At 62.5% G+C, this 8,895-nt stretch carries 7 protein-coding genes; 4 read left to right on the top strand and 3 right to left on the bottom strand.

Annotation, left to right across the window (positions count from 1 at the left end; genetic code table 11):
• Positions 1–136 precede the first annotated feature (136 nt).
• Positions 137–1,033, bottom strand: a complete 897-nt coding sequence (locus HU720_RS13720; RefSeq protein ID WP_186520470.1) for a helix-turn-helix domain-containing protein — start codon at positions 1,031–1,033, stop codon at positions 137–139.
• A gap of 163 nt (positions 1,034–1,196) precedes the next feature.
• On the opposite strand from HU720_RS13720, the gene HU720_RS13715 reads away from it, so the two are divergent.
• The 4 genes from HU720_RS13715 to HU720_RS13700 all read left to right on the top strand — a co-directional run bounded on the left by HU720_RS13715 (position 1,197) and on the right by HU720_RS13700 (position 6,026).
• A complete protein-coding gene (locus HU720_RS13715) occupies positions 1,197–2,555 on the top strand; it encodes a glutamine synthetase family protein (RefSeq protein ID WP_186520469.1) in 1,359 nt (452 codons plus the stop codon).
• Between the two features lie 173 nt (positions 2,556–2,728).
• Positions 2,729–3,817: a polyamine ABC transporter substrate-binding protein gene (locus HU720_RS13710; RefSeq protein WP_186520468.1), complete on the top strand. Its 1,089-nt coding sequence runs from the start codon at positions 2,729–2,731 to the stop codon at positions 3,815–3,817.
• A gap of 13 nt (positions 3,818–3,830) precedes the next feature.
• Entirely contained in the window at positions 3,831–5,126 is a 1,296-nt protein-coding gene (locus tag HU720_RS13705) for an FAD-binding oxidoreductase (protein WP_186520467.1), read from the top strand.
• A 222-nt stretch (positions 5,127–5,348) separates the two neighbouring features.
• The gene (locus HU720_RS13700; protein ID WP_186520466.1) at positions 5,349–6,026 is read left to right on the top strand and encodes a DUF3313 domain-containing protein; all 678 of its coding nucleotides are present in this window, start codon (positions 5,349–5,351) and stop codon (positions 6,024–6,026) included.
• A gap of 59 nt (positions 6,027–6,085) precedes the next feature.
• On the opposite strand, the gene HU720_RS13695 is transcribed toward HU720_RS13700, so the two are convergent.
• Positions 6,086–7,393: a serine/threonine transporter gene (locus HU720_RS13695; RefSeq protein ID WP_186520465.1), complete on the bottom strand. Its 1,308-nt coding sequence runs from the start codon at positions 7,391–7,393 to the stop codon at positions 6,086–6,088.
• A gap of 102 nt (positions 7,394–7,495) precedes the next feature.
• On the bottom strand, positions 7,496–8,872 hold the full coding sequence (locus HU720_RS13690) for an L-serine ammonia-lyase (RefSeq protein WP_186520464.1): 1,377 nt from the start codon (positions 8,870–8,872) through the stop codon (positions 7,496–7,498).
• Positions 8,873–8,895 lie beyond the last annotated feature (23 nt).

The raw sequence follows: 8,895 nt of genomic DNA, 5'->3' as shown, positions 1-8,895 counted from the left end.
GAGCAACAGGAACCTGGTCAAGTACAGCGCGGCAGTTTTACCGACGGGGCCAGGGTCCCACGAATGAACCCATCACACCCTTGTTTACGGCACGCGACAACTGGCAAAACTATCAGGTGGCCTGCGCCAAGCCCCTTTAGCGTGCGCGCTTCAAGGTCTCACTCGGCAGCTCGCAAAACAGCTGCCGATAGCTCTCTGAAAACCGCCCCAAATGCCAGAACGACCAGCGCATAGCCACCTCGGCCACGGTCGCCTGCGCGCCGCGCAATAAATCCCGGCGTGCACCGTTGAGCCTGCGCAGGCGCAACCAATGCGCTGGCGGTAGGCCAGTAAAGGCCTTGAACGCCTGCTGCAACTGGCGCAGCGACACCCCGGCCACCTTGGCCAACTGCAACAAATTGAGGGTTTCGTCCGGGCAGTCGGCAGCCCACTCACTGACCCTGTGCATGATCGCCCGCTCCTCATCACGCCGCTCACGGGCGTCGCCGTGCAAGCAGTGCCCGGCATTGTCGAGAATAAACAGGCAGTCTTCGAGCAACTGCTCACCCAGCGCCCTGCCCTGCACCGGGCAAGCCGCCTGGCCTAGCTGGGTCAGCGTGGCGCTTAGCCAGTTGCCGAACAAGGCGTTCTGCCGGCAGCTCAGCGGCACCATGAACAGCCCGCGCAAACGCTCAAGGTCCAGGTGGTGGCTGGCCAGAAACGGCTGCTCGAACACCACCGCCACTTCCTGGTAGTTCTCGGGGGTTATCCAGATATTGCGGCTGTCTTCGTTGAGCAGGTACAGGCTGTTCTCGCTGCGGTCGAAACAGAACGCCAGGGCGCCGCTGGGGGCGCGGAAGCATTGCTCGACCCGGGTATTGAGATGCTCTTCATAGACCTGCACGCCCTCCAGCCCCAACCAGCGCAAATGGCCACTGAAATGGCCGGGCGACATCTGCTGGTAATGCTGTTGCCAGCTGGGGGTGGCGCGGGTCTGCTCAGCGACATCGGTGGTATGAAAGTGCTGAACCTGCAAGGCGGTTGGCGCTGTCACGCGTTGTCCTTGTGCACTCTTCTGGTGCATTCATGGGCGAAGAAAGTGGATAGATCGCCCTGGCGGGCTGCAGCCAAGATAGTCGCCAGCGTCACCTGTGGGAAGTGCTTGCGTGCAAAGCGCAGCTTGCCGCCCACCACAACAACCCAACCAAGAGGTCTGTATGAACGCCCCCTTCGATCAGCTGTCCGCCTGGCTGAAAGAACACCGCATTACCGAAGTCGAATGTGTGATCAGCGACCTGACCGGCATCGCTCGCGGCAAGATCGCCCCGACCGCCAAGTTTCTCCATGAGCGCGGCATGCGCCTGCCAGAAAGCGTGCTATTGCAGACGGTCACCGGTGACTATGTCGATGACGACATCTACTACAGCCTGCTCGATGCCGCCGATATCGACATGATCTGCCGCCCCGACCCCAGCGCTGTGTACCAGATCCCGTGGGCCATCGAGCCTACTGCAATCGTTATCCACGACACCTTCGACAAGCACGGCGAGCCCATCGCGCTGTCACCGCGCAATGTCCTGAAAAAAGTGCTCAAGCTTTACGCCGACAAAGGCTGGCAGCCCATCGTGGCGCCTGAGATGGAGTTCTACCTGACCAAACGCTGCGAAGACCCCGACCTGCCTTTGCAGGTGCCGCTGGGCCGCAGCGGGCGTGCCGAAAGCGGGCGGCAGTCGTTTTCCATCGATGCCGCCAACGAATTCGACCCGTTGTTCGAGGACGTGTACGACTGGTGTGAACTGCAAGGGCTGGACCTGGACACACTGATCCACGAAGACGGCCCGGCGCAGATGGAGATCAACTTCCGCCACGGCGATGCGCTGGACCTGGCCGACCAGATCACCGTATTCAAACGCACCCTGCGCGAGGCTGCGCTCAAGCACAACGTGACGGCCACGTTCATGGCCAAGCCAATCACCGACGAGCCCGGCAGCGCCATGCACCTGCACCAGAGCGTGGTAGACATCGCCAGCGGCAGGCCGATATTCGCCAATGAAGACGGCAGCATGAGCGAGCTGTTCCTGTACCACATTGGCGGTTTGCAGAAGTACATCCCCAAACTGCTGCCGATGTTCGCACCCAACGTCAATTCGTTCCGCCGCTTCCTGCCCGATACCTCGGCGCCGGTAAACGTCGAATGGGGTGAAGAAAACCGCACGGCCGGCTTGCGCGTGCCGACGTCCAGCCCGGAGGCAATGCGCGTCGAAAACCGCCTGCCGGGCGCGGACGCCAACCCTTACCTGGCGATCGCGGCAAGCCTTTTGTGCGGATACATCGGCATGGTCGAGAGGCTCGAACCGAGCGCGCCAGTGCAAGGCCGCGCCTACGAGCGGCGCAACCTGCGCCTGCCCATCACCATTGAAGATGCGCTGCAACACATGGAGGACTGCGAGGTGGTGCAGCAGTACCTGGGGCAGCAGTTCGTACAGGGTTATGTGGCGGTCAAGCGTGCCGAGCATGAGAACTTCAAGCGGGTGATCAGCTCCTGGGAGCGCGAGTTCCTGCTGTTGAGCGTTTGACAGGCACGGCCTCATCGCAGGCTGTCGCCAGTGCCCACAGGACTCCAGGTCAGGCCTCGATATTGTGGCTGTGCGCGCTCTTTGTGGGAGCTGGCGAAGCCTGCGATTGGGCTGCACAGCAGCCCCACGCACCGAACTCCAACAACAACAACAACAACCAACAAGGTGTCGACATGCGTTACAAACAAACCCTGATCAGCACGACCCTCGCCCTGCTGTTTACCGGCGCAGCCCAGGCCCAGCCTACGGTCAGCGTGTACAACTGGACCGACTATATCGGTGAAACCACCCTTGCCGACTTTCAAGCGAGCAGCGGCATCAAGGTGGTCTATGACGTGTTCGATTCCAACGAAACCCTCGAAGGCAAGTTGCTCGCCGGGCGCACGGGCTACGACGTGGTAGTGCCGTCCAACCACTTCCTGGCGCGCCAGGCCAAGGCCGGCGCATTCCTGCCCCTGGACCGCAGCAAACTGCCTAACTGGCAGCACCTTGACCCTGCGTTGCTCAAGCAACTGGAGAAGAACGACCCCGGCAACCAGTACGCGGTGCCGTACCTGTGGGGCACCAATGGCATCGGCTACAACGTCGACAAGGTCAAGGCGGCGCTGGGCATCGACAAGATCGACTCCTGGGCGGTGCTGCTGGAGCCTGAAAACCTGAAAAAGCTCAAGCAGTGCGGGGTGGCCTTCATGGACTCACCCGACGAGCTGTTCCCGGCGGTGCTCAACTACCTGGGCATGGACCCTCGCAGCGAAAAGCCCGGCGACTACGTCAAGGCCGAAGCCCGGCTGCTGGAGCTGCGCCCGTACATCACCTACTTCCATTCCTCCAAGTACGTCTCGGACCTGGCCAATGGTGACGTGTGCGTAGCGTTCGGCTATTCCGGCGATGTGCTGCAGGCTGCGCAACGCGCCAAGGAAGCCGGCAATGGCGTCAACGTCGCCTACAGCATCCCCAAGGAAGGCAGCAACCTGTGGTTCGACCTGCTGGCCATCCCCAAGGACGCCAAGAACCCAGAACAGGCGCTGGCGTTCATCAACTACCTGCTAGACCCCGAGGTAATCGCCAAGGTCAGTGCCACCGTCGGCTATGCCAACGCCAACCCCGACGCCAAGGCTGACATGGACCCGGCGCTGGTCGCCAACCCGGCCATCTACCCACCACAGGAGGTGCTGGACAAACTCTATATCTCGACCATGCCTAGCCCCGGGATACTGCGCCAGATGACCCGTGCCTGGAGCAAGATCAAGTCCAACCGCTGAGCCGAGTACACCCATGCCTCATATGACTGAACACACCGCTTCCTACTACGCGGCGTGCGCGCGGCAGGCCGCTGAGTATCCGCCCCTGGACCACGACCTGGACGCCGATGTGTGCGTGGTTGGTGGTGGCCTGACCGGCGTCAACACAGCCCTGGAACTGGCCGAGCGCGGGCTGTCGGTGGTGCTGCTGGAAGCCCGCCGCATCGGCTGGGGAGCCAGTGGGCGCAATGGTGGCCAGCTGATCCGCGGTATTGGCCACGATGTGTCGGGCTTCGCTCCGCATGTTGGCGAGGATGGCGTGCGCTACTTGCAGCAAGCCGGTATCGATTCGGTGGCGCTGGTGGCGCAGCGCATCGCGCAGTACGCCATCCAGTGCGATTTGCACTGGGGCTTCTGCGAGCTGGCCAACACCCCGGCACAATACGCAGCCTTCAGCCACGAACTGCACGCGCTCAATGCCCAAGGCTACCCCCACGAGACCCGGCTGGTGAGCCCGGAGCGCATGCACGAAATCGTTGCCAGCGACCAGTACGCCGGCGGGCTGGTGGATATGGGGTCGGGCCATCTGCACCCACTCGACCTGGTGCAGGGCGAGGCCCGTGCAGCCCACAGGCTGGGGGTGCGGATTTTCGAGCAAAGCCCGGTGCTGCGTATCGAGCACGGCAGCACCGTGACCCTGCACACCGCGCGCGGCAAAGTGCGCGCACACAGCGTGGTGCTTGGCTGCAACGCCCACCTGGATGAACTGGAACCGCGCCTGAGCGGCAAGGTGCTGCCGGCCGGCAGCTACGTGGTGGCGACCGAGCCGCTGCCCGAACAGGTGGCACAGGCGTTAATTCCGCAGAACATGGCCTTGTGCGACCAAAAGGTCGGGCTCGACTACTACCGCCTCACCGCCGACCGGCGGTTGCTGTTCGGCGGCGCCTGCCACTACTCAGGCCGCGACCCGGAGGACATCGGCGCCTATATGCGGCCCAAGTTGCTCAAGGTATTCCCGCAACTGGCTGAAGTGCGCCTGGACTACCAATGGGGCGGCATGATCGGCATTACCGCCAACCGTTTCCCCCAAGTGGGGCGGCTGAGCCAGCACCCCAATGTGTTCTACGCCCAAGGGTACTCAGGCCACGGCCTGAACGTGACCCACTGGACGGCAAGGCTGCTGGCTGAAGCCATTGCCAGCGGCCATAGCCGTGGGCTGGATGTGTTCGCTGCCGTGCCGCACCTGACCTTCCCCGGCGGCAAGGCGCTGCGCTCGCCGCTGCTGGCCTTGGGGATGTTGTGGTACCGGCTGCGCGAAGCCTTGGGGTGAGAAACGCCGCACTGTAGGAGCGGCCTTGTGCCGCGATGGGCCGCGCAGCGGCCCTGAAAGCTCGGCTTCATAGAAAATCACCGGGGCTGCTGAGCAGCCCTTTCGCGGCACAAAACCGCTCCTACATACCGCGTGCAGTACTCCTTTCGGCGCCGCTGCTGGCCAACCGCCAAGCACCTGCTAGCGTTGTTCTGGCCCCTCCCCTCATGGACGCCTGCAATCATGAAGCAACTGCCTCGCACCACCCTGCTGTGCGCTGCTCTGCTGGCTTTGGTCGCCTGCACAAGCAACCAGGTCGACCCCAAGGACTATTCCGGGTTTCTCAAGGACTACAGCCGGCTGAAACCAGCTGAAAGCGTATCTGGCGCGCCGGTCATGCGCTGGATCGACCCCGACATCAAGCCCGGCCAGTACACCAAAGTGTTCATCGAACCGAGCCAGTTCTACCCCAAGCCGCAGCCCACCGAAGTGATTTCTGCACAAACCCTGCAGGAGATCACCCGCTACTTCAATGAAGCCATGCGCCGCGAGCTTGGCAGCGTGCTGACGCTGGCCAAGCAGCCTGGCCCGAATACCATCGTGGTACGCCCGGCGATTACCGCCGTTTCTACCAGCAACGAGGGGCTCAAGCCTTACGAAGTGGTGCCGATTGCACTGGTGGCAGCAGCAGTCAACACCGCCGCTGGCGGTCGCGACCAGGATGTGGTGATTGCAGTAGAAGCTGCGTTTCTGGACGGTTCCAGCCAGAAAGTACTGGCCCAGGTAGTGCGCAAGGGCAGCGGCAAGGAGCTGGAAAACGACACCCAGAAGCTCACGCTCAACGACGTGAAGCCAGTGCTCGATGGCTGGGCCAGTGACATGCGCAAAAGCTTTGTGAGCCTTGAGAAGAAAGCCCGATAACCGTGTGATGCCAGCCGGTCATCCGGTGACTGGCTGGCAAACGGGTTGGACGCAGGTGGTCAGGCCACCAGGCTGTAGGCAATCGCCGACAGCGTAATCAGCCCGATCAGCACCACGAACAGATTCGACAGCTTGCCCGAGTACTGGCGCAACGCCGGTACCTTCTGCACCGCATACATCGGCATGAGGAACAGCAGGCAGGCGATCACCGGCCCGCCCAGGCTTTCGATCAAGCCCAGGATGCTTGGGTTGAGTGTGGCCACCGCCCAGCAGGTCACCACCATGAACAGCGCCGTCACCCGCTCAAGGCGTTTGGCCGGCCATACCTTGCCGCGGCCACGCAGACTTTTGACGATCATGCCCTGGAACCCTTCGCTGGCACCGATGTAGTGGCCGAGGAACGACTTGGTGATCGCCACCAGCGCGATCAACGGCGCAACAAAGGCGATGACCGGGGTCTGGAAGTGGTTGGCCAGGTACGACAGCACCGAAATGTTCTGCGCCTTGGCCTGGGCAAGGTCAGCCGGGCTCAGGGCCAGCACGCAACTGAAGCAGAAGAACATCACCGTCAGCACCATCAGCACATGGGCTGTGGCCAGGATGCGCCCGCTCTTGCGGTCGGCCTGGGCACCGTAGCGGTGCTTCTGGTCGACGGCGAAGGCCGAAATGATCGGCGAATGGTTGAACGAGAACACCATCACCGGAATCGCCAGCCACAGGGTCAGCAGCAACTTCGAGGCGCTGATGCCTTCATTGGCCTGGGCGAAGAAAGCACCGTTCCAGTTGGGGACCAGGCTGACCGCCAGCAGCAACAGCGAGGCCACGAAGGGATAGACCAGCACACTCATGGCCTTGACGATGATCTGTTGGCCACAACGCACCACAATCATCAGCCCGCAGATCAGCAGCAACGCAAGCAGCGCGCGGGGCGGCGCGTTGACGTGCAACTGGTGCTCGAAAAAGCTGGTCAGGGTGTTGGTCAGCGCCACGCTGTACACCAGCAGGATCGGGAAGATCGCAAAGAAGTACAGCAACGTGATCAACTTGCCGGCGCCGGCCCCGAAATGCTCCTCGACCACCTCGGTAATGTCTTCGTTACCGCCTTTGCGCCCAGACAGCACGAAGCGGGTCAGTGCGCGGTGGGCGAAAAAGGTCATCGGGAAGGCCAGCAAGGCCAGGATCAGCAGCGGCCAGAAGCCGCCAACACCTGCGTTGATCGGCAGGAATAGCGTGCCGGCGCCGATTGCGGTGCCGTACAGGCCTAGGGCCCAGGTGGTGTCGTGACGGTTCCAGGTGGTCGAGCCCTGAGCCGAAGCCTGGACAGCCGAATCCTCACGAATAGTCGTGGTGGTGTGTACATCAGTCATTGGTATCGCCTTGTAGTTGTTTTTGTTGCGGGTGCTACGGGGTTTTTCGGGTAAAACGGGGCTAGCCGGGCGGCCCCTGGCGTGGGGCCGGCCCTGGCTGCATCAGCATTCGACGAAGGCGACGGCGAGGCCGCCGCGCGAGGTTTCCTTGTAGTTGGCGTGCATGTCGGCACCGGTGTCGCGCATGGTGCGGATCACTCGGTCAAGCGAGATGAAGTGCTCGCCATCACCGCGCAGCGCCATCTGTACCGCGTTGATGGCTTTTACGGCGGCGATGGCGTTACGTTCGATGCACGGCACCTGCACCAGGCCGCCGACCGGGTCGCAGGTGAGGCCCAGGTTGTGTTCCAAGGCAATTTCGGCAGCGTTTTCCAGTTGCGGGGGCGTTGCCCCGAGCACCTGGGCAAGGCCGGCAGCGGCCATCGAGCAGGCTGAACCCACCTCTCCCTGGCAGCCCACCTCGGCGCCAGAAATAGAGGCGTTCTTCTTGCACAGAATGCCCACGGCGGCGGCGGCCAGCAAAAACGTCACCACATCATCGTCACAGGCTTCAGGGCTGAACTTCATGTAGTAATGCAGCACCGCCGGGATGATCCCGGCTGCGCCGTTGGTGGGCGCAGTGACCATGCGCCCGCCGGCGGCGTTCTCTTCGTTGACCGCCAGGGCGAACAGGTTGACCCATTCCATGGCGCTCAGCGTCGAGCCGATCACGTTGGGTTTGCCCAGCTCCTGCAAGCTGCGGTGCAGGCGTGCGGCACGGCGCTTGACCTTAAGGCCACCCGGCAGAATGCCTTCGTTTTGCAGGCCGTTTTCGACGCATTCGCCCATCACCGCCCATATTTTCAACAGCCCTTCGCGCACCTCGGCTTCTGGGCGCCAGGCGCATTCGTTGGCCATCATCAATTGGCTGACGCTCAGGCCATGCTGCTTGCACAGGGCCAGCAGTTCAGCGCCGCTGGAGAACTCAAAGGGCAATGCAACATCGTTGGCACTGGCAGAGGGCGCGTCGATCTCACTTTGCTCGACAATAAAACCACCGCCGACCGAGTAATAGGTCTGGCTGAACAGGCTGTGCTCGCCGTCAAAGGCCTCAAGCGTCATGGCATTGGGGTGGTACGGCAGGCTTTCATCGAGCAGGCGCATGTCGCGGTTGTACTGGAAGGCCACCGAATGGCTGCCATCGAGCATCAGGCACTGCTCCTGCATCAGTTGGTCGATACGCGGCTCGATGCTGTGTGGGTCAATACGGTCTGGCCATTGGCCCATCAGCCCCAACAGGCAGGCGCGGTCGGTGGCATGGCCGACGCCTGTGGCCGACAGCGAGCCATAGAGGCGCACCTCGACCCGCGTGACCTGGGCCAGCAAGCCGCGCTCGCGCAGCGCCTGGGCAAAGGTCGCGGCCGCACGCATTGGGCCGACGGTATGGGAGCTGGACGGGCCGATGCCGATTTTGAAAAGGTCGAAAACACTGATAGCCATGCTAATGCCTTGCCGAAGCTACG

Source organism: Pseudomonas sp. SWRI51 (assembly GCF_014268825.1).
In the GTDB taxonomy this organism is placed as follows: domain Bacteria; phylum Pseudomonadota; class Gammaproteobacteria; order Pseudomonadales; family Pseudomonadaceae; genus Aquipseudomonas; species Aquipseudomonas farsensis.
This window is presented reverse-complemented; position numbering and strand designations above follow the sequence as displayed.

Excerpts from the sequence above, each read along its gene's own strand:
- HU720_RS13710 (WP_186520468.1), top strand. The coding sequence starts at position 2,729 with ATGCGTTACAAACAAACCCTGATCAGCACGACCCTCGCCCTGCTGTTT.
- HU720_RS13695 (WP_186520465.1), bottom strand. The coding sequence starts at position 7,393 with ATGACTGATGTACACACCACCACGACTATTCGTGAGGATTCGGCTGTC.
- HU720_RS13705 (WP_186520467.1), top strand. The coding sequence starts at position 3,831 with ATGCCTCATATGACTGAACACACCGCTTCCTACTACGCGGCGTGCGCG.
- HU720_RS13690 (WP_186520464.1), bottom strand. The coding sequence starts at position 8,872 with ATGGCTATCAGTGTTTTCGACCTTTTCAAAATCGGCATCGGCCCGTCC.
- HU720_RS13700 (WP_186520466.1), top strand. The coding sequence starts at position 5,349 with ATGAAGCAACTGCCTCGCACCACCCTGCTGTGCGCTGCTCTGCTGGCT.
- HU720_RS13715 (WP_186520469.1), top strand. The coding sequence starts at position 1,197 with ATGAACGCCCCCTTCGATCAGCTGTCCGCCTGGCTGAAAGAACACCGC.